The 19,463-nt window shown below is 62.7% G+C and carries 20 protein-coding genes; 12 read left to right on the forward strand and 8 right to left on the reverse strand.

What is annotated here, in order from left to right:
• Nucleotides 1-70 precede the first annotated feature (70 nt).
• From D7241_RS11000 to D7241_RS11015, 4 genes are all read right to left on the reverse strand, one after another.
• The gene (locus D7241_RS11000; protein WP_408101558.1) at nucleotides 71-832 is read right to left on the reverse strand and encodes a DUF3658 domain-containing protein; all 762 of its coding nucleotides are present in this window, start codon (nucleotides 830-832) and stop codon (nucleotides 71-73) included.
• Between the two features lie 17 nt (nucleotides 833-849).
• Complete coding sequence (locus tag D7241_RS11005) at nucleotides 850-1,131, reverse strand: YheV family putative zinc ribbon protein (protein ID WP_408101559.1); 282 nt, start codon at nucleotides 1,129-1,131, stop codon at nucleotides 850-852.
• Nucleotides 1,128-3,176 carry an oligopeptidase A gene (gene prlC / locus D7241_RS11010; RefSeq protein WP_408101560.1) on the reverse strand — a complete coding sequence of 683 codons (2,049 nt, stop codon included), beginning with the start codon at nucleotides 3,174-3,176 and terminating at the stop codon, nucleotides 1,128-1,130. The genes D7241_RS11005 and prlC overlap by 4 nt, the downstream gene beginning before the upstream one ends.
• 132 nt (nucleotides 3,177-3,308) lie before the next feature.
• On the reverse strand, nucleotides 3,309-4,298 hold the full coding sequence (locus tag D7241_RS11015) for a bile acid:sodium symporter family protein (RefSeq protein WP_408101561.1): 990 nt from the start codon (nucleotides 4,296-4,298) through the stop codon (nucleotides 3,309-3,311).
• Nucleotides 4,299-4,380: 82 nt separating this feature from the next.
• On the opposite strand from D7241_RS11015, the gene D7241_RS11020 reads away from it, so the two are divergent.
• The 3 genes from D7241_RS11020 to D7241_RS11030 all read left to right on the forward strand — a co-directional run bounded on the left by D7241_RS11020 (nucleotide 4,381) and on the right by D7241_RS11030 (nucleotide 6,673).
• Complete coding sequence (locus tag D7241_RS11020; protein WP_255979447.1) at nucleotides 4,381-5,202, forward strand: helix-turn-helix transcriptional regulator; 822 nt, start codon at nucleotides 4,381-4,383, stop codon at nucleotides 5,200-5,202.
• A 61-nt stretch (nucleotides 5,203-5,263) separates the two neighbouring features.
• A complete protein-coding gene (locus tag D7241_RS11025; RefSeq protein ID WP_408101562.1) occupies nucleotides 5,264-5,800 on the forward strand; it encodes a gamma carbonic anhydrase family protein in 537 nt (178 codons plus the stop codon).
• A 228-nt stretch (nucleotides 5,801-6,028) separates the two neighbouring features.
• The gene (locus tag D7241_RS11030; RefSeq protein WP_408102319.1) at nucleotides 6,029-6,673 is read left to right on the forward strand and encodes an HAD family hydrolase; all 645 of its coding nucleotides are present in this window, start codon (nucleotides 6,029-6,031) and stop codon (nucleotides 6,671-6,673) included.
• 39 nt (nucleotides 6,674-6,712) lie between these two features.
• Here the strand turns inward: D7241_RS11030 and D7241_RS11035 are convergent, their stop codons facing one another.
• Nucleotides 6,713-8,647: an alkaline phosphatase D family protein gene (locus tag D7241_RS11035; protein WP_408101563.1), complete on the reverse strand. Its 1,935-nt coding sequence runs from the start codon at nucleotides 8,645-8,647 to the stop codon at nucleotides 6,713-6,715.
• 239 nt (nucleotides 8,648-8,886) lie between these two features.
• Between D7241_RS11035 and oscA the strand changes: the two genes are divergently transcribed.
• From oscA to D7241_RS11065, 6 genes are all read left to right on the forward strand, one after another.
• Nucleotides 8,887-9,066, forward strand: coding sequence for a sulfur starvation response protein OscA (oscA, locus tag D7241_RS11040; RefSeq protein WP_255979435.1), 180 nt, complete (start codon nucleotides 8,887-8,889; stop codon nucleotides 9,064-9,066).
• Nucleotides 9,067-9,264: 198 nt separating this feature from the next.
• Nucleotides 9,265-10,263 (forward strand): sulfate ABC transporter substrate-binding protein, encoded by a 999-nt coding sequence (locus D7241_RS11045; RefSeq protein WP_408101564.1) that lies wholly within the window; start codon nucleotides 9,265-9,267, stop codon nucleotides 10,261-10,263.
• Nucleotides 10,264-10,379: 116 nt separating this feature from the next.
• Nucleotides 10,380-11,198, forward strand: a complete 819-nt coding sequence (gene cysT, locus D7241_RS11050) for a sulfate ABC transporter permease subunit CysT (protein WP_408101565.1) — start codon at nucleotides 10,380-10,382, stop codon at nucleotides 11,196-11,198.
• A gap of 1 nt (nucleotide 11,199) precedes the next feature.
• Nucleotides 11,200-12,069 carry a sulfate ABC transporter permease subunit CysW gene (cysW, locus tag D7241_RS11055; RefSeq protein ID WP_408102320.1) on the forward strand — a complete coding sequence of 290 codons (870 nt, stop codon included), beginning with the start codon at nucleotides 11,200-11,202 and terminating at the stop codon, nucleotides 12,067-12,069.
• Nucleotides 12,070-12,071: 2 nt separating this feature from the next.
• Nucleotides 12,072-13,055, forward strand: coding sequence for a sulfate/molybdate ABC transporter ATP-binding protein (locus tag D7241_RS11060; protein ID WP_408101566.1), 984 nt, complete (start codon nucleotides 12,072-12,074; stop codon nucleotides 13,053-13,055).
• 331 nt (nucleotides 13,056-13,386) lie between these two features.
• Nucleotides 13,387-13,836, forward strand: coding sequence for an REP-associated tyrosine transposase (locus D7241_RS11065; protein WP_408101567.1), 450 nt, complete (start codon nucleotides 13,387-13,389; stop codon nucleotides 13,834-13,836).
• 229 nt (nucleotides 13,837-14,065) lie between these two features.
• Here D7241_RS11065 and D7241_RS11070 read toward each other — a convergent pair whose 3' ends face one another.
• From D7241_RS11070 to D7241_RS11080, 3 genes are all read right to left on the reverse strand, one after another.
• Entirely contained in the window at nucleotides 14,066-14,788 is a 723-nt protein-coding gene (locus D7241_RS11070) for a ferritin-like domain-containing protein (RefSeq protein WP_408101568.1), read from the reverse strand.
• Nucleotides 14,789-14,799: 11 nt separating this feature from the next.
• Nucleotides 14,800-15,975, reverse strand: coding sequence for a hypothetical protein (locus D7241_RS11075; protein ID WP_408101569.1), 1,176 nt, complete (start codon nucleotides 15,973-15,975; stop codon nucleotides 14,800-14,802).
• Nucleotides 15,976-16,227: 252 nt separating this feature from the next.
• Nucleotides 16,228-17,286, reverse strand: a complete 1,059-nt coding sequence (locus tag D7241_RS11080) for an aminopeptidase (RefSeq protein ID WP_408101570.1) — start codon at nucleotides 17,284-17,286, stop codon at nucleotides 16,228-16,230.
• 135 nt (nucleotides 17,287-17,421) lie between these two features.
• Between D7241_RS11080 and D7241_RS11085 the strand changes: the two genes are divergently transcribed.
• The 3 genes from D7241_RS11085 to D7241_RS11095 all read left to right on the forward strand — a co-directional run bounded on the left by D7241_RS11085 (nucleotide 17,422) and on the right by D7241_RS11095 (nucleotide 19,419).
• On the forward strand, nucleotides 17,422-17,847 hold the full coding sequence (locus tag D7241_RS11085; protein WP_408101571.1) for a hypothetical protein: 426 nt from the start codon (nucleotides 17,422-17,424) through the stop codon (nucleotides 17,845-17,847).
• A 113-nt stretch (nucleotides 17,848-17,960) separates the two neighbouring features.
• Nucleotides 17,961-18,371, forward strand: a complete 411-nt coding sequence (locus tag D7241_RS11090; RefSeq protein WP_408101572.1) for a hypothetical protein — start codon at nucleotides 17,961-17,963, stop codon at nucleotides 18,369-18,371.
• A 52-nt stretch (nucleotides 18,372-18,423) separates the two neighbouring features.
• On the forward strand, nucleotides 18,424-19,419 hold the full coding sequence (locus D7241_RS11095; RefSeq protein WP_408101573.1) for an LLM class flavin-dependent oxidoreductase: 996 nt from the start codon (nucleotides 18,424-18,426) through the stop codon (nucleotides 19,417-19,419).
• Nucleotides 19,420-19,463: the final 44 nt, after the last annotated feature.

Raw genomic sequence — 19,463 nt, forward strand, 5'->3', positions numbered from 1 at the left:
GTGCGTGCCGTAGGTTGGCTTCGGCCGAAGCGATACCCATCGCAACAGCTGCCAGGATCGCGGTGTCAGATCAGAGCCGACGCACCTGCACCGTGGCGTAGCCGTCTCCACGATCACCGGTCAGCTGGATAACGCCGCGCTGCGCCAGTTCACGTGCGCGCCAGTAGAGAAATAGATCGGTGGGAAAGAACCCATCGCAATGGCCCATGACTTCGGCCATGGCACGGGCCAAGGGCATCTCGGCGTGGCTGCAGGCGTCAGTCAGTTCTCGGTCGATTCGCTGATGATCTTCGCCGACGAAACGCCCATCGATCCAGCGCCGTATCGCTGCGTTTTCCGTCATGGCGGCGCGCCACTGGCTGGCGAGGCCGGCGATCCTGACTGGCTCGACAGCACGTGGCTGGTTCAACGCTGCAAGATCGTCCAGCGGGTGCATGGATACCGCCATTCGCTTGCCGACCCGGCTGTCACCGGTGCCACAAACAACTTCATAGAAGGGCAGCGAGGAGCCTTCCAGAGCCGCCGCCACGCGGGCCAGCATCAGCTGTTCGGAGGCACTGTCGCCGTGCCAGACGCTCACCGAACGTGACTGGCTGCTTAGTCTCGCCAGCCACTCGGCATCGTCGACAATCCCGGAGATATCTGGGCGAGGCTCCAATCCGACAGGCCAGACGCCTTCCCAGAACGCCACGCGCTCTGAGCAAGGTGGAGATTCGATATCGGCAAGCGGCCCGACGGCGAGGTCATCGCGTAGGACACGAATCTCGTCGCCCTCGTCCAGCAGTTGCCGGACGCTGTCAGCGGCGAGGTCGCCACAGGTGAGATGCCACATGGCGCGCCTCCAATCGATCAGTCGGGTTTTTTCTTCAGCTTCGGATTAGGGAAGAACTGCACGGCCTGCACCTGCGGGTCGGGCGCTTTCGGCTTGGCCTGATTGACCCGCGTGCCCAGCTCCGATGGCACAGACTGGCCCTGGGCGTTGAGAGTGTCGGCGTAGCCGCACTCGACGCACTCGCGATGAGGAACGCCGTCGACGTCCCACATTTTGATGCTGTCGCTGGCGCTGCACGCCGGGCACACGGCGCCGGCGATGAAGCGCTTGGTTGTCGTTACCTTCGCATCGCCGCTCATGCCACTTCCTCGGTCAAACCGAGGTGGCGTAGCAGCGCGTCGGTAGACGGCTCGCGGCCTCGGAAATCGACGAACAACACCATCGGCTCCTGTGAGCCGCCACGGGCAAGAATTGCCTCGCGGAAGGCGCGACCGGTTTCGGCGTTAAACACGCCTTCTTCCTCGAAACGCGAGAAGGCGTCGGAGGACAGCACCTCGGCCCACTTGTAGCTGTAGTAACCAGCCGCGTAACCACCGGAGAAGATGTGCGCGAAGCTGTTGGGGAAGCGGTTGCTGGCTGGCGGACGCATTACCGAGACCTCGTCGCGGATGCTTTCTAGCACTTCCAGCACGCTGCGGCCGTCGCCATGGGTGGCGTGGAGCTCGAAGTCGAACAACGAGAATTCCAGCTGGCGCACCATCATCAGGCCAGACTGGAAGTTCTTCGCCGCCAGCATCTGATCCAGCTTGTCCTGTGGCAGGCGCTCGCCAGTCTGGTAGTGACCGGAGATCAGCGCCAGGCCTTCCGGCTCCCAGCACCAGTTCTCCATGAACTGGCTCGGCAACTCGACCGCGTCCCAGGCCACGCCGTTGATGCCCGACGCGCCGGCATGCTCGACCTGGGTCAGCAGGTGATGCAGGCCATGGCCGAACTCATGGAACAGCGTGGTGACTTCATCGTGGGTCAGCAGCGCCGGACGTTCGCCCACCGGCGGGGTGAAATTGCAGACCAGGTTGGCGACCGGCGTCTGCAGCGTGCCAAGGCAAGTACGGCGTTTGTCGCGGGCACCGTCCATCCAGGCGCCACCGCGTTTGTTGGAGCGGGCGTAAAGGTCGAAGAAGAACCGCCCGACGTGCTCGCCCTTCTCGCGAATCTCGAACAGGCGAACGTCCGGATGCCAGCTGTCGAACTCTTCCAGCTCGTGGATTTCGATGCCGTACAGCCGCTTGACGATGGCGAACAGGCCGGACAGCACCTTGTCCACCGGAAAATAAGCGCGCAGCTCTTCCTGGCTCAGGCTGTAGCGCGCCTGGCGCAGCTTCTCGCCGAAGTAATTGACGTCCCAGCTCTGCAGGTCCGTAACGCCCTGTTCGGCGGCGAAGGCGCGCAGTTCCTTGAGATCGCGTTCGGCGAACGGCTTGCTGCGCTTGCCCAGATCGCGCAGGAAGCCCAGCACCTGATCGGTGCTTTCGGCCATTTTGGTAGCCAGCGACAGCTCGGCGTAATTGCCGAAGCCCAGCAGCTTGGCCAGCTCCTGGCGCAGGTCGAGGATTTGTTCCATTACCGGGCCGTTGTCGAACTGGCCGGCATTCGGGCCCTGATCGGAGGCGCGGGTGGAGTAAGCGACATAAACCTCTTCACGCAGCTCGCGGCTGTCGGCGTAGGTCATCACTGCGTAGTAGCTGGGGAATTCCAGGCTGATCAGCCAGCCGTCTAGGTTCTTAGCCTTGGCGGCTTCAGCCATCTGAGCCTTGGCCGAATCGGTGATGCCGGCCAGCAGGCTTTCGTCAGTGACGTGCTTGGTCCACGCCTGCGTCGCATCGAGCAGTTGATTGGAAAACTTGCTGCCCAGCTCGGCGAGCTTCATGCGGATCGCGCCGAAACGCTGCTGCTCGGCTGGCGGCAGATCGATACCGGACAGGCGGAAGTCGCGCAGTGCGTGCTCGATGATGGTGTTCTGCGCCACATCGAAGCCGTCGGCTTCTGGGCTCAGCGACAACGCTTGGTAGGCAGCGAACAGGTCGGCGTTCTGCCCGAGTTCGGTGGCGTACGCCGACAGTTTCGGCAGACACGCCTCGTAGGCGGCGCGCAGCTCGGGATTGTTGCGTACGGCATTGAGGTGGCTGACCGGGCCCCAGGCGCGGCTGAGGCGCTCGTTCATCTCGTCCAGGCCGATCACCAGACTGGACCAGTCGAGGCTTTCGGCCGGGCGGCTGAGCAATTCCTGCAAGGCGACGCGGTTGTCGCCGAGGATGGTGTCCACCGCCGGCTCGACATGCTCCGGGCGAATCTCGGAATAGGGCGGCAGGTCGAAATCCTGAAGCAGCGGATTGGTATCGGTCACGGCGTTGCCCCTTCTGAATAAATGATTACCGACGCATGTTAAAGACAAATGCCCGACCGCGCAGCCTGGAAACGAGGCGATAGAGCGGCTCTATGCACGACGAAACGGCGCAGTTTGCGGGCATCCGTACCGCTATTGGACAGCCGCCTGCTCGGGCAATTCGGGGCGTCGCGCATAACGCTGGGCGAGCACCGCGCAGACCATCAGCTGAATCTGATGGAAGATCATCAGCGGCAGAATGATCATGCCCACCGCGCTACTGGCAAACAGCACCTGGGCCATCGGTACGCCGGTGGCGAGGCTTTTCTTCGAGCCGGCGAAGATGATGGTGATGCGGTCTTCCAGATCGAAGCCCAGCCGTTTGGCGAGAAACTGCGTCAGCCACAGCACGATCGCCAGCAACAGGCAGCACGCCAGCAGCAGGCCGAGCAAGTGAGTAAGCGGCACCAGCTGCCAGAGCCCTTCGACCACCGCACCGCTGAATGCGACATAGATCACCAGCAGAATCGAGCCCTGATCGACGGTTTTCAGCCAGCCCTTGTTGCGCGCCACCCAGGCCCCGATCCAGCGCCTCGCGATCTGCCCGGCGACGAAAGGCACCAGCAACTGCATGACGATCTTGCCGATGGAATCCAGCGTCGAGCCGGCCTCGCCCTCGACACCCATCAGCAGCAACACCAGCAGCGGCGTAAGGAAGATACCGATCAGGCTGGAGGCGGCCGCACTGCAGATCGCTGCCGGAATGTTGCCACGCGCCAGCGAGGTGAAGGCGATGGCCGACTGCACCGTGGCCGGCAACGCGCAGAGATAAAGCATGCCCAGATACAGCTCATCGCCCACCAACGGAGTCAGCACCGGCTTGAGCGCCAGCCCCAGCAGCGGGAACATGACGAAGGTGCAGGCAAACACCAGCAGATGCAGACGCCAGTGGCCGGCGCCCGCCAGGATCGCCTCGCGGGACAGCTTGGCGCCGTGCATGAAGAAAAGCAGCGCGATCGCCAGCGTGGTCAGCCACTCGAAGAACACCGCGCCCCGGCCTTCGCACGGGAACACCGTAGCGATCGCCATGACCGCGAGCAGGGCGAGGGTGAAGTTGTCGAACAATATGCGGAGCTTGGACATCTCTGAATCCTTGGTCTTGCGGGCAACGAGGATCGACCTTAACGTGGGCGCTATCTTCCGGCTAACGCCAAGCAGGCACTAAATGTCGCCAACCGGACAAAACATCGCATTGATCACCCGCCTCGGCGAGCTCAAGCAGCTGCCACGACCGGTATACGGCCAACTGGATTCGCCGCCCAACCTCAAGCTCGGCTACCGTCACAGTCACCCTTGGGTGCAGCTGTCTCATGCGGTGGAAGGCGTGCTCGAGGTGCGCACCGACAGGGGTCGATTCATCGCGCCGCCACTGCGGGCAGTGTGGATTCCCGCTGGAATTACCCATCAAGTGTTCTGCGCGCCGGATACCTGCATTCGCAGCCTGTACATCGATCGTAGCGTGGCAGGCGATGCGTCCGAGCATTGCCGGGTCCTGCAGGTCAGCCCGCTGCTGCGCGAACTGATCCGCCACTTCAGCACTCTGCCCGAAGCTTACGCCGAAGAGGGCGCAGATGGACGACTGGTGCAGGTATTGCTGGACCAACTGGACAGCGCGCCGGAAGTCGAATTGGTACTGCCGCTGCCGGCCGAACCGCGTCTGCACCGACTGTGCAAGAGCCTGCAAGCACGGCCCGATTCACAGGAGGGCCTGGCCGACTGGAGCCAGACCCTGGGCGTGTCCGAGCGCACCCTGAGCCGGCTGTTCCTGCGCGAAACCGGACTGACCTTCCGGGCTTGGCGTCAGCGCATGCGTCTGCTCAGCGCGTTGCCAGCGCTGGAGCGCGGCGAGCGGGTGACCGACGTGGCGCTGGGCTGCGGTTATGAGTCTCTGTCGGCCTTCATCGCCGCGTTCCGCGAGCAATTCGGGGCGACGCCTGGCGAGTTCTTCCGCCCCGGCGTTCAGGGCGCGGATAGCCGTGCCAGTTGACGCGATCAATGAATCTTTTCGCCGGAAGCTTCCACGCTTACCGGCCCATCAGGAGACAAGCATGAACATCAGAAGCCACCAGGGACTTACTCCGAAGCTCGGCGAGCGTGTCTTTGTCGATCCCAGCGCCGTGCTCATCGGCGATATCGAGATCGGCGAAGACAGCTCCGTCTGGCCGCTGACCGTGATCCGCGGCGATATGCACCGCATTCGTATCGGCGCACGCAGCAGCATCCAGGACGGCAGTGTGCTGCATATCACCCACGCTGGTCCGTTCAACCCGGACGGCTTCCCACTGACCATCGGCGACGAAGTCACCGTCGGGCACAAGGTGACCCTGCACGGCTGTACGCTGGGCAGCCGCATCCTGGTGGGCATGGGCTCGATCGTGATGGACGGCGCCGTGGTGGAAGACGAGGTGATCATCGGCGCAGGCAGTCTGGTACCGCCGGGCAAGACGCTGCAAAGCGGCTTTCTCTATGTCGGCAGTCCTGCCAAGCAGGCGCGCCCGCTGACCGACAAGGAGCGCAGCTTTTTCAGCTATACCGCCGGGAATTATGTGAAGTTGAAGGATCAGCATCTGGCGGAAGGCGTCTGAAATCACCGCTGCACCACCACCGGATCAGGGGGAAAAGCCAAGCGGGCGTTGGAGCTTCGGTAGACGCAAGGAGCTAAAAGCTTCGCGAGCAAGCTCGCTCCTACAGGTTCGGTGTGGTATCGCGCTCTTGTAGGAGCGAGCTTGCTCGCGAACCGCTCGCCGGTCGCCGTTTGCCCTGACGCCGATTGGTACGGGACAATCGACAACCACCCAGCCGCTGGCCTCACCATGCACCATTCCACGATCCTCTTCGACCTCGACGGCACCCTCACCGACCCTCGCGAGGGCATTACCCGTTCGATCCAGTACGCGCTGGCCAGGCTCGATATCGACGAACCGGACCTGAGCAAGCTTGAGCCCTTCATTGGCCCGCCTTTGTTACAGGCTTTCATGCAGTTCTATGGCTTCGACGAGGCGCGGGCGTGGGAAGCGGTGGGGCATTACCGTGAGCGCTTCAAGGCCACCGGCCTTTACGAGAATCTGCTGTTCGACGGCGTGCTGAACATGCTCGAACACCTGCGCGGACAGGGCCGTACGCTCTACGTGGCGACTTCCAAGCCTTCGGTATTCGCTCGCGAGATCGCTCGGCATTTCGCTTTCGATCATCACTTCAAGGTCATCTACGGCAGCGAGCTGGACGGCACCCGCACCAACAAGGTCGAGCTGATCGCTCATCTGCTGAAAGAAGAGAAGCTGGAGGCAGGCCACACGCTCATGATCGGTGACCGCAAGCATGACCTGATCGGCGCCAGGGAAAACGGTCTGCAGGCCGCCGCGGTGGGCTATGGCTTCGGCAGTCACGCCGAATTGATGGCCGAGTCGCCCGCCTATTACTACGCCACGCTGCCGGAGTTGCGCACGGCGTTCGCCTGATTCCGGAAGCCACCGAGCCGCGCTTCAGGCGATCCGCAGCTAATCACGCTCGGGGCCAAAGCTCACCGGAGGCGAGCCATCGGAGTTGACCTGCTCGACGCGCGCCGGGCGACCTTCGGCATCGAGTCGAACCCGCCCGATACCCGCCCCGTTCCACAATCGCTCACCGGATCGGCTACGACTCGGCAGCCACGGCTGGACCCGCACACGCCGGCGCTTGGTGAACCAGTTCAGCGGTGAGCGCGGCGAATAAAGCCAGCGGTTGAGCCGGTCGAAGATATCCAGCAGGCGGCGCGGAAATTCGTTCTTCACGCCGCTGCTGGTGATTTGCCACAGCCGAGGCCCCTCATCCCGGCCGCGAATATGCACCTCGTAGGCGAAGGAGTAATGCACGTCGCCGGAAAGGATCACATAGTTACCCGGCGTGCGGGTATGGCGAAAAATGTTGAGCATGACCTGGGCAGCGCCCCGGTGGGCCATCCAGTTCTCGGCATCGACCAGCAGCGACTGCCCCGCCCAGCTGAACACCCGCTGCACGGTCTCGATCAGCTTCACGCCGAACATCGGCGCTGGCGAGACGATAATAACCGAGCGGTGGTCGAGCAGATGCTGCTGGAAGTCAGTCAGCGCTTCCCAATCCATCAGGCCCGAGGGGCGGCTGAGGTTGCGCTCGTTGCGCCAGCGTCTGGTACGAGTGTCGAGCACCACCAGCGCCGGCTCGCTGGGCAGCACGTAGCCCCAGTCGCCACGCCGCAGCAGCTCATCGATCACCTCGTTGTGCAAGCTGCAATCGAGTCGTCCATCCTCTCCAGTCGTCAGCAGATATTCGACCGCTTGCAGCGCTGTGCCGTAAGCCTCGGGCTCGTTGCCCCAGGCCTGGCACAGGAGATAGCCGAGCAGCGCGTTGCCAATGATTCGCCGGGAAAAGGGATGGCCGTATGCGGTTTGCTCCCAGCGGGCGCTGAGATTCCAGTCGTCGGTGATGTCGTGATCGTCGAAAATCATCAGCGATGGCAAATGCGCCAGCACCCGCGCGACCTTCGGCAGCCCGACTTGAAATGCTTCCAGGCAGCGCGCTTCGCGGGCGTACCGCTCGGCCAGTTCCTCGTCGAGTTCGGGTGTAGGTATTTCGATCAGCTTCCAGGGCTCCGGCGACCAGACCAACAGGTACATGGCCAGCACTTCGGCCAGCGAAACCAGATGATTGTGCGCACTGGAGGTGGTGAAAACAGGCTTCTCGACGCCGCCGAAGAAACGCTCGCGCAACGCCTCGTTGGACTTGAACGCTGGCAGCAATTGTTCACGCCGATAGTAGGTCGCCGGGTGGGCCATCAGCTCGTCGCTGTCAGCCACCACCGCGCCCTCCAGGCACTCGCTGTACAGCCCGAGGCGGCGGATCAGCGCATGAATCGCCACCAGCGTCGGCCCTGCCACGTCGTCGACATAGACCTGATCGCCGGTCATCAGCAACGCCGCCGGCCAGCGCTCGGGGGTCTGGCGCGCCTCGCCCAGCAGGGCGTCGGCCGCCGCCAGCCCGTCTGCCGCCGGGTGGTGCGGTTTGCGGCAGGAGCCATGCAGCAGATCGTCGTACCGCGAGCGGACAACGAACGCTGGCCGACGGGCACCGTCGTAAATCAGCTGTGGCGCCCACTCGGCCACGCGCTGCTCTAAACCCCCGCGGATGATCAGCAGGTCGTATTCGATCAGTTGGTCGCAGGGCAGCGGTGCGTCGAGGCGTACATCGATCAGATGCAGCCACGCCTCGGTCCCGATACGCAGATAACGGCAAGCATCGTCATCCAGACTCAGCAGGCGCGGCGGCTCGCCGTCAGGGTGCAGTTCCAGGCGTAACTTCAGCGGCTCGCTGCCGACCAGCCACAGCACCAGCCGGTCCGCCTCCAGCCGGCGCAGCAAGGGACCGGCGAGAACTGGCGGAAGGGATAGCGGCGCTTGGGATACAGCGGAATCGTTCATTCAGCGGCTCGTTGAACTGCGGGCGAGGCTTGGAGTGTACCGAACGCCCCGCGCCACTCTCTAATTAGGGAGAGACTGATGAATAGCTAATACGAAGGCTATAGCCACTTTTTTATTCTTTAAAGATATATAAATGTTCTTAAACGATATTTTTAAGAATATCGCGTCTTGCCTAGTATCCGCTCTACGCCTCCTCACGCACCGGACCTTCGACCAGCAGGGAGACACGGAGAAAAACAATGAACACGCGCCTTCGCAACACAGAAGATCAGGACGAAGCCGGCATTCTGCGCGAAATCCAGCGCGCACTGACCGGCCTGATGTTCGGCTCGGTTGAAATTACCGTACACAACGGTCAAGCCGTGCAGATCGAGAGAAAGGAAAAACTACGCCTGCAGCCATCCGGCAAGCAGGCCTGACCCAACCCCCACCCCCGACCGGACCACCGGAGGGCGTGACATGAGCCAAGCCAGGAAAGCCAAAGCATGTACACGCCGACCCCGAACATCCTTCCGACGCACCGCTGTCGTTGCCGAATGCGTTCCTGACGCACCTCAGCCACACGCCAGCCACCTCGTTACGTCAACGCGTCCGCACGGATGCGAGAAGGAGCAATCATGTCTATCGGAAAATTCGCACTGGCCGTTCTGGCCAGTACTGTCATCGCTGGCCCAGCGGCCGCCGCCAGCGAACTGCTCAACGTGTCCTACGACCCGACCCGCGAGCTCTATGTCGATTTCAACGCCGCCTTCAACAAGCAGTGGCAGGCGCAGGGCCACGAGCCGCTGCGCGTCCAGCAATCGCACGGTGGCTCGGGCAAGCAGGCCCGCGCGGTCATCGACGGCCTGCGTGCCGATGTGGTGACACTGGCGCTGGCCGGCGACATCGACGAGTTGCACCGGATCGGCAAGCTGATCCCCGCCGACTGGCAGAGCCGCCTGCCGGATGCCAGTACGCCCTATACCTCGACCATCGTGTTCCTGGTGCGCAAGGGCAACCCGAAGGGCATCCAGGACTGGGCCGACCTGATCGAGCCCGGCGTCGAAGTGATCACCCCAAATCCGAAAACATCCGGCGGCGCGCGCTGGAACTTCCTCGCCGCCTGGGCTTGGGCCCGGCAGGAATACGGCAGCGAGGAAAAAGCCAAGGAGTACGTGACGCAGCTCTACAAACAGGTTCCGGTGCTTGATACCGGCGCGCGCGGCGCGACCATCACCTTCGTCAACAACGGCATCGGCGATGTGCTGCTGGCTTGGGAGAACGAGGCCTTCCTGGCGCTCAAGGAGCAAGGCGGCGACCAGTTGGAAATCGTCGCGCCGTCGCTGTCGATCCTTGCCGAGCCACCGGTTGCGGTGGTCGACAAGAACGTCGAGCGCAAGGGCACCCGTGAAGTCGCCGAGGCCTACCTGAACTACCTCTACAGCGACGAGGGCCAGCGCATCGCCGCCAAGCACTTCTATCGCCCACGCAACCAGGCGATCGCGGCCGAATTCGCCGAGCAGTTCCCCGCGCTGAAGCTGGTGACCATCGATGACGACTTCGACGGCTGGAAGACCGCGCAGCCGAAGTTCTTCAACGATGGCGGCCTCTTCGACCAGATCTATCAGACCGAATGAAGCGACTGCGCTTGCTCCTACTGCGTTGAAGACCGGTCCTCGCCGGCCTTCGCCTTGCCTGAGCTGCGCTCGTGACGCTTCAGCCGACACATTGTTCGAATAGACAAGGCCGATTCATGTCCCGTCAAACATCCCCCGTCATACCCGGCTTTGGGCTGACGCTGGGTTACACCCTGGTGTACCTCAGCCTGTTAGTGCTGATACCCCTGGGTGCCATGTTCGTCCATGCGGCGCAGCTTACCTGGGCCGAGTTCTGGGCGATCATCACCGCGCCGCGCGTGGTCGCCGCGTTGAAGCTGAGCTTCACGACCGCCTTTATCGCCGCCCTGATCAATGGCGTGATCGGCTCGCTGCTGGCCTGGGTGCTGGTGCGTTATCGCTTCCCCGGCCGCAAGATCATCGAGGCGATGATCGACCTGCCCTTCGCACTGCCCACCGCCGTGGCCGGCATCGCCCTTACCGCGCTTTATGCGCCGAACGGGATGATCGGCCGGCTGGCCGCCGAACTGGGTTTCAAGATCGCCTACACCCCGATCGGCATCACCCTGGCGCTGACCTTCGTCACCCTGCCCTTCGTGGTTCGCACGCTGCAGCCGGTGCTTGCCGACATTCCGCGTGAAGTCGAGGAAGCCGCTGCGTGCCTGGGCGCCAAGCCGCTGCAGATCGCCCGTCACGTGCTGTTGCCGGCGCTGCTGCCGGCCTGGCTGACGGGGTTTTCCCTGGCCTTTGCCCGTGGCGTCGGTGAATACGGCTCGGTGATCTTCATCGCCGGCAACATGCCGATGAAGACCGAGATCCTGCCGCTGCTGATCATGGTCAAGCTCGACCAGTACGACTACCACGGCGCCACGGCCATCGGCGTGCTGATGCTGCTGGTGTCCTTCGTTCTGCTGCTGGCGATCAATCTGCTGCAACGGAGGATTGCCCATGGCTGAGATGACCACCACGACCCTGTCCGCCCCGCTGGCCGTCAAAACACGCCCGGGCAACCCGCTGGCGCGGCGCCTGCTGATCGTCGCCGCCTGGCTGACTTTCGCGCTGTTTCTACTGTTGCCGCTGCTGATAGTGCTGAGCGAAGCCCTGAAGCTCGGCCTGGGTACCTTCTTTGGCGCGATCTTCGAAACCGACGCCCTCGCCGCGCTGAAACTCACCCTGCTCGCAGTCGGCATTTCGGTGCCGCTCAATCTGGTCTTCGGCGTGGCCGCAGCCTGGTGCGTGAGCAAGTACGAGTTCACCGGCAAAAGCCTGCTGGTGACGCTGATCGACCTGCCTTTCTCGGTCTCGCCGGTGATCGCCGGTCTGATCTACGTGCTGCTGTTCGGCGCCCAGGGCTTCTTCGGCGAATGGCTGGCCGACCGCGACATCCAGATCATCTTCGCACTGCCCGGCATTGTGCTGGCCACGGTGTTCGTCACCGTGCCCTTCGTCGCTCGCGAGCTGATTCCACTGATGCAGGAACAGGGCACGCAGGAGGAGGAAGCGGCGCGACTGCTTGGCGCCAATGGCTGGCAGATGTTCTGGCATGTGACCCTGCCCAACATCCGCTGGGGCCTGGTCTACGGCGTGGTGCTCTGCACCGCGCGGGCGATGGGCGAGTTCGGCGCGGTGTCGGTGGTATCCGGACATATCCGCGGCTACACCAACACCCTGCCGCTGCACGTCGAGATTCTCTACAACGAATACAACCACGTCGCCGCCTTCAGCGTGGCCAGCCTGCTGTTGCTGCTGGCGCTGCTGATCCTGCTGCTCAAGCAGTGGAGCGAGTCCCGTCTTCAACGCCTCAAAGCCAACGCTGGCGAGGAATAGCCATGTCCATAGAAGTGAGCAATGTCAGCAAGCAGTTCAACCAGTTCAAGGCCCTGAACGAGATCGACCTGAACATCGCCAGCGGCGAACTGGTCGCCCTGCTCGGTCCATCCGGCTGCGGCAAGACCACGCTGCTGCGGATCATCGCCGGGCTGGAAAACCCCGACAGCGGTCGCATCGTTTTTCACGGCGAGGACGTTTCCGGACGCGATGTGCGCGATCGCAACGTCGGCTTCGTGTTCCAGCACTACGCGCTGTTCCGCCACATGACGGTGTTCGACAACGTCGCCTTCGGCCTGCGCATGAAGCCGCGCCGCGAGCGCCCCACCGAAAGCCTGATGAAGCAGAAGGTCCACGAGCTGCTCGACCTGGTGCAGCTCGACTGGCTCGCCGATCGCTACCCGGACCAGCTTTCCGGCGGCCAGCGCCAGCGAATCGCCCTGGCCCGTGCGCTGGCAGTCGAGCCCAAGGTGCTGCTGCTCGACGAGCCGTTCGGCGCGCTGGACGCCAAGGTGCGTAAGGAATTGCGCCGCTGGCTGGCACGCCTGCATGAAGAAGTGCATCTGACCAGCGTGTTCGTCACCCACGATCAGGAAGAGGCGATGGAAGTGGCCGACCGCATCGTGGTGATGAACAAAGGTGTAGTCGAACAGATCGGCTCGCCGGCCGAGGTGTACCGGCAGCCGGCCAGCGATTTCGTCTATCACTTCTTGGGCGACGCCAATCAGTTGCAGATCGGCGAGCGGCAGGTGCTCTTCCGCCCGCACGAGATTCACCTGTCTCGGGACAGGGTCAACGACCACCAACCGGCAGAAGTCCGCGACATCCGGCCGCTGGGCGCCGTCACCCGTGTCACGCTCAGGGTTGCGAATCAACCACAGCCCATCGAAGCGGAAGTCGCCCATGATCACGCCAGCCTGACCGACCTCACCCGGGGCGCAACGCTGTTCTTCAAGCCGGCCATCGCGGTGGCGCCGCCGCGCTGAATGACTGCGGCGATGCCCGCCACCCCTTCGCGTGACACCGCTTCGCGATCAAGACCGCTCCCACGAAGTCGCGATACCTGTGGGAGCGGTCTTGACCGCGAGCTTTTTAGTCAATCATGCCGACCCACCAACGTCTGACGGGAGCGCGCCACTCCTTTCCCAGATCGCACAAAGCGGCAACAGCGTCTGACCATTACGCCGCGTGACACCCCTTCGCGGTCAAGACCGCTCCTACGAAGTCGCGATATCTGTGGGAGCGGTCTTGACGGCGAATGACTGGATTTAGTCAGCTATCTCGACATCTGTCTTAACGCCGGCAAAGGATTGCCCCATGTATCGTTCGAACCGCTTGCGCACGGGACGCCACTCCCAACGTGGCAACCTCTATCTGCTCACCACAACCACATCGAACCGCTACCCCGTATTTAGGGACGTCGCGCTCGGCAGGCTGGTGGTCGCGGAGTTCAAGGCGGCGCATATGGATGGCTGGTTGAATTCATTGGCCTGGGTGGTAATGCCAGATCATTTCCACTGGCTGATCGAACTGGGCGACAGCTCGCTAGAGCAGCTGATGCGCAGGGTAAAAACCAACAGTGCGCGCGGCATCAATCGTCAGCGCAATTCATCGGGCCCGCTTTGGCAAGCGGGCTATCACGACCGGGCGTTGCGCCAGGAAGATGATCTGCGGGCCGTCGCTCGGTATGTGGTAGCAAATCCGCTAAGAGCGCGGCTGGTCAACCGCTTGGGCGACTATCCCTTGTGGGATGCCGTCTGGCTTTGAAGAGCTCGCGGCCGAGACCGCTCCCACTAAACTAGCGCGCGCCCTAGGTGCGGTGTTGGCCTCCTAAAGATCGACCCCGTGGGGGCGGTCTTGACCGCGAGCTTTTGCATTTCGATTCAGGTCCGCCATGCAGGAAATCTCTGCCTGGCGCCACCGTCGTATGCCCGATGGCTAAGCCATAAAAAAGACGCGCCCAAGAGGCGCGCCAAGTTTCAAGCGCACGCGCTGTCTATTTGATCTGGCTTATCAGATCCCGACGGATCAGCGTCTTGATCTTCACCAGATGGTCGTCTTCCTGGTCCTTCGCCTTTTTAAAGCCTTTGGCGATGTTCGGATGGCCGCCTGCTTCGGCCAGCTCGATGAGCAGCTCCCAGGCGGCGTTGTCTTCAAGCTCGATAGTGAGCAGCGCCCCCATACCCTGCGCAATATTGGTGCGCGGATCGGTAAGCACTTGCATGACGCCCATGGACTTCACCGCCGCGACATCGGCGCAAGGCGTCTGCGCCGTCGGGTCGGCGCCCAACGTCTCGATCGCCTCGGCGACCATGTTCATGTGCTCGAACTCTTCGTCACGAATGTGCTGCAGAACCTGGATCAAATCGGATTCCGCTGTGCCTAGAGCCTTCGCCTTGGCGATCATCGCGTCATACAGACGCACGCCGCTGCGCTCGAACGCCAACCGCTCGCCGAGCTTGTCGACCAGCAACTCCGGGCTCTTGCCCAGCGCCATGTCGAAGGTGGACTTGAGCATGCCCTTGGCCGAACCGGGGACCGGAACCGAACCGATGCGGTCCGCCTCTTCGGCACGGGTGGCGCGCTCCAGCATGATTCCTTTGGAGTCGCCCGGTACGTCCGGATGGATTTCGTTGACGGCGTCGAGCAAGAGCTTGGTGTCCTTCGGGGACATTTGTACGCCGGTGACGTTGGAGCCTAATTTAGCTGCAGTTGCCATGTCGGTTCTCCTCAAGAAGCCTTGCGCATGCGCATGAGTTCACCACCCGGGGCCCATTGGTATCCGGCCGATACGATGTTCGACGCGATGCCCTCAGAGTTGAGCTGGTTACGGTAATCGAGCGAGTTCTGCGGCTCTTCGCTCTTGTCGACGTACTGCGTGCCGCTGGTGCGCAGGTTGACCTCAGCAGCGAGGACCTGACGGACGAACTCGCGCTGGCTCTTGAACTCGATCATTTTCGGCAACGGACCGCCAAGGATCTCTGCCGGGTCGCGGCGCTCGATGTTCTTGAAGTGCTCGCAAGCGATGTTGAGGTGGCCCAACTCGTAGTCGAGGAAGCGTTCCCACATGGCCTTGATGCGCGGATTGGTTTCCTGCTCGGCGCAGCTGGCGTAGGCATAGACCTCCATGGCCTCGTGCACCAGCCACTTCTCCATGAACGACTCCTGCGGATCGGCCAGTGAGCCGTACTGGGTCACGTGCTGTTCTTCCACCGAGGCAATTTCGGCGTAGAGCTGACGAGCCAGCGGATCGGCGAACAGCGGCCCGACGTTCATGTAGTAATCATGGGTCTGAAATTCCGCCGCGGTGATCATCGCGCAGTGAATCTTGGTGATCAGTGCGGCCTCTTCCTTCGCGTAGCTGTCGCGCAGGTCGTTGGTCGGATGGCGATGATGTTCGGACGTCTGCCGGCCGGGGACAATGTCGGTGTAGCCCTGCAGGATATTGTTGGCATCCTTGCCTTCGAGGCGGTCAAGCATCGCCGAATAGCGGTACAGATGGTCGAAATCCTCCAGCAGGCCGAAACGATAGGTTTGCGCCTGGTAAGGATCGGGCTCGGTCTGCGCTACCGCAGCGGTAACCTCAATGGCGACCTGCTCGTACGCCACGGTTGTTTCCAGCGGCGAGTGGTCGGCAGAGATCAGCCAGTTGATCATCGTCGCCTGGTGTTGCTCGACGCGACGAATCTCGGCGAGCGGGCCGCGCAATTGGCCGGTTATACGCGCAATGCCGTGCTTGAGGCGTAGCGCATCGATCTCGATACCGTTCATCAGGATGATCCGCACCCGAGTAAAGGCGTCATCGTCGAGCTTGCTGATCGGCTTGCCGGCCATTTCTTTCCAGGTGAACTTTTGCTTTTCGAGCGGCGTGCCTTTGTTATCAAGAATGCCGGATAGGTTGTCCATGGAGCCTCCGTTTGAACGGCTTGTATTGGCTAGGCGTACGCATCCGTACGGCTGAATCACGGGTTCAGCTGAGCTGACGACCTAAAAAATGGACGGAGGTAAGCGGAAAACAATTCCGCAGACTCAGGGCTGAAAAAGCCAGAAGACGACAAGCGGCAGTCGCTAACCCCTGCGAACAGGCACAGATCTGTCGAGGTGCAATCGGCCGCGGCGCCTTGCCCGAGCGGGGCTGAAACGAAGCGGCGGAAGGTTTCAGTGAAGCGCTTCGAGAAGACGCTTCCGCTCGTCGGCGGGCAAGCGGCCCATGGCTTCGACACGTGCGTAAAAACGCTGCCAGTCGCTGCCGACCTGCTCGAATAACGCCGCGAACGCCGGCACCCAACGATCATAGAGGCCGAACGGCACCAGGCTGGCGTTGTTCAATGGCTGGGCCATCCAGCGATCGAAACGGCCATCGCCCTTCCAGGGACCATCGCGCAGCCGCCGATAGGCCTGACGCATCCGTGTGAATTCCCCGCGCTTGGCGGTCCGCATCTCGGATTCGCTCAGATCGGTCGCATACAAAGCGGTCAAGCGTTCACGGGTCGCCAGCACCAGCCTGCTGAGGTCTGCATAGTGGTTGCGCGCCGCATCGTTTTGCGATGACAGGCCGCGACTGGTGCGCCATTGGCGCAGTCCTTCACGCTCGACGAAGGATGCGAAGGATTCGTTGAAGGCGGTGTCGTCGGTGACATACAGCTGCTGGTGCGCCAGCTCATGGAAGATCAGCCCAGCCAGGCGCTCATCATCCCAGCGCAGCATGGAACTGAGCAGCGGATCGTCGAACCAGCCCAGCGTCGAATAGGCCTGCACACCGCTCACCATCGTGTCGTAGCCCTCGGCCTTGAGCAGCGCAGCCGCACCCCGAGCGCGGCCATGCTGGTAGTAGCCGCGGTAGGCCACGCAGCCGGCGATAGGGAAACAGTGGGTCAGCGGCGCCACCGAAAACTCTTCGGTGGCAAAGACATTCCAGACGACATACGGCCGCTGGATGTCGGCATAGATCCGATAACTGTCGTTATCCGGTAGCGCCAATGCGGTACTGGCGAAACGGCGAGCCTGCAGGACTTGATTCAGACGTTCTCGCAACTGCGGATCGCGCTGCTGGTCATCGACAATTTCACTGATGGGTTCGCGCTGGCGCAGCAGATCGAACTGACCGACGGCGAGCTGGCCGTAATAGGTGCTGCAGCCGTTCAGACCGACGGCCAGCAGAAACGGAAACCAATGCCAGAGGCGGCTGTCGACTAAGGCGGTTTTGAATTTCAACATTTGGCACGCGCTGACGGATGACCGACCGGGTCGATGCACCGCAGCCTACAACGACAATGAAGTGCACCCAACCGTTGGGCGGCAGTTTCCGCCTTCTCAGCCAGACCGGCCAATAGCCGGTCGGAGAGTCCATACATGCGAATCCTGATCTTTGCTCTAGCGCTGTCCACCTTGGGCGGTTGCGCCCTGTGGATGCCCAAGCCGGACCCGAACCAGGCCTGGGTCGAACTGGCCCCGCATGACGAAACCGAACTGGTGGCCGTCGCGGTGGATGAAAAGCCGCTGGACGATGACCGCTACTTCCAAGTGACACCCGGTAGCCATCAGTTGGGCATGCGCTACCGCTTCGAAGTGGGGCCGGCCGATGTCGGCCGCGACAGCGAGGCACTGGAACGAGACTGCCGTCTGACGCTGAGTTACGACAGCTTCGACGCCGGTGCCCGCTATCGCCTGGTTGCCGGGGGTTACGGATTCCGCCCCTGGGCCAAACTCTATGACCAGCACGACCAGTTGCTGGCCAAGGCAAGCGAACGCGGCTGCGGTGGCGTCGCCACCCGCTGACCGGCACGGCCTGTTAGCCGCAGCCCGTTGAAAAATCGGCCAGGCTGGCTCAGTCTCATCAGATGACCGCGGCAGCGCAATGCTGAGCCTGCGGGCTTGCCGAGGAATCGTTCATGCGACTGCCGCTTGCTCTATCCGTGGCGTTTGGCCTGTCCGGCTGCGCCGGCCCGCTGCCCGCCCCCGATCCGAACATGGCCTGGGTCGATCTGACCGCGCAACCCAGCGACATCTTCATGTCCGACCGTCTGGACGATAAACGCACGCCCGATGGCCGCTATTTCCAGGTCAGCCCCGGCGCGCATGAACTCGAGGCGCGCTACGAATTCGAAATCAGCAGCGGCGGCTTCGGCATTTTCGGCGAAACTCAATACCTACGCTGTACTATGGTGATCCGCTACGACGATTTCCAGCCCGGGCGGCGCTATTTATTCCAGGCGCGCTCGCTGGGCTTCACGCCGCAGGGTTGGCTGCGCGACGAACAGCACAACGTGCTGGCGCGAGCCGAGGCCGAGCACTGTTACTGAGTCGCTCTGCCAAACATCCCTGTCAGCAAACCCGACAGCAAAGAGAGAAACGATGTCCCGTATCGAAAACACCCGTTTTTCAGCACTCGATCTGGCGCCGATCCGTGATGACGGCGACGCCGGCCTCGCCCTGCGCAACTCTCTCGCGCTGGCCCAGCATGTCGAAAAGCTCGGCTTCGAGCGCTTCTGGGTCGCCGAGCACCACAACATGGACGGCATCGCCAGCGCCGCCACCTCGGTGCTGATCGGCTACCTGGCCGCCGGCACGTCGCGGATCCGCCTGGGTGCCGGCGGCGTGATGCTGCCCAACCACGCGCCATTGGTCATCGCCGAGCAGTTCGGCACGCTGGAGGCGCTCTACCCCGGCCGCATCGAGCTGGGGCTGGGCCGCGCGCCGGGCGCCGACCAGTTCACTGCCCACGCCCTGCGCCGCGATCGCATGGGCAGCGCCGACGACTTTCCAGCCGATGTCGAGGAATTGCAGCTGCTGCTAGGGCCGCGTCAACGGAATCAGCGCGTGATCGCCATGCCGGGAGTCGGCAGCAATGTGCCGATCTGGCTGCTCGGCTCCAGCCTGTTCAGTGCACAGCTGGCAGCCGCCAAGGGCTTGCCCTACGCCTTCGCCTCACACTTCGCACCGCGTTACGCCCATGAGGCGATTCGCCTGTATCGCGAGAATTTCCAGCCTTCCGAAGCGCTCGAAAAACCCTACGTAATGCTCGGCGTACCGCTGATGACCGCCGACACCGATGAGCAGGCCGAGTACTTGGCGACCACCGCCTATCAACGCATCCTCGCGCTGATCCGTGGCCAGAGCCTGGTGCTGGTCCCACCGGTGCAGAGCATGCAAGGCAAGTGGCTGCCGCACGAGCAGGACGCCGTAGGCAACTTCCTCGGCATGGCGCTGATCGGCGGGCCAGAGAAGATCCGTGCACGGCTGGATGTTCTGCTCGAGCAAACCCAGGCCGACGAATTGATCTTCACCTGCGATTTCTATGAGACCGCCGATCGTCATCGCGCCTTCGAGATCCTTGCCGGGCTGCGGTGAGAGTTGGAGGGTCGCGCAGGGAGGCGCCGCCTTGCCTGTTTCCG

The organism is Stutzerimonas sp. VN223-3 (assembly GCF_045999685.1).
Classification (GTDB): Bacteria; Pseudomonadota; Gammaproteobacteria; order Pseudomonadales; family Pseudomonadaceae; genus Stutzerimonas; species Stutzerimonas stutzeri_AR.